The organism is Neorhizobium phenanthreniclasticum, from assembly GCF_040066075.1.
Taxonomy (GTDB): Bacteria; Pseudomonadota; Alphaproteobacteria; order Rhizobiales; family Rhizobiaceae; genus Neorhizobium; species Neorhizobium petrolearium.
Genome location: NZ_JBEAAL010000101.1, coordinates 1 through 653, shown reverse-complemented (window position 1 = coordinate 653; position 653 = coordinate 1). Strand labels below are relative to the sequence as shown.

1 protein-coding gene is annotated in these 653 nt (G+C 66.5%); it reads left to right on the top strand.

Annotated elements, in window-relative coordinates:
- The coding region (locus tag ABK249_RS33900; RefSeq protein WP_348864939.1) for an ATP-binding cassette domain-containing protein at positions 1 to 653 on the top strand (653 nt) is incomplete at both ends.

Here is a 653-nt window from a genome sequence, read left to right as displayed (position 1 = left end):
CGCAAGAGCGGCGCCGTGCATGCGGTCGAGAAGGTCTCCTTCAACCTGTTCGAGGGCGAGACGCTGTCGCTCGTCGGCGAATCGGGCTGCGGCAAGTCCACGACCGGCCGCTCGGTCACCCGCCTCATCACGCCGACCAGTGGCGACGTCACGCTCGACGGCTACGAGGTGATGAAGCTCGACCAGTCGACGCTGAGGCAGATGCGGCGGTCGATCCAGATGGTGTTCCAGGACCCGTTCGCCTCATTGAACCCGCGCATGAGCGTCGGCTCGGCGGTGATGGAGCCGTTCATCGAGCACAGTCTCGGTACCAAGCAGCAGGCGCGCGACAAGGCGGCGAGCCTGATGGAGAAGGTGGGCCTGTCCGCCGACATGATGCGGCGTTTTCCGCACGAGTTCTCGGGCGGCCAGCGGCAGCGCGTGGCGATCGCCCGCGCCCTGATGCTCGACCCGAAGGTGATCGTCGCCGACGAGGCGGTGTCGGCGCTCGACGTGTCGATCAAGGCGCAGGTCTGCAACCTTTTGCTCGACCTGCAGCAGAGCCTCAACCTCGCCTTCCTGTTCATCTCCCACGACATGGCGGTGGTGGAACGGGTGAGCCACCGGGTGGCGGTGATGTATCTCGGCGAGATCGTCGAGATCGGCCCGCGGGC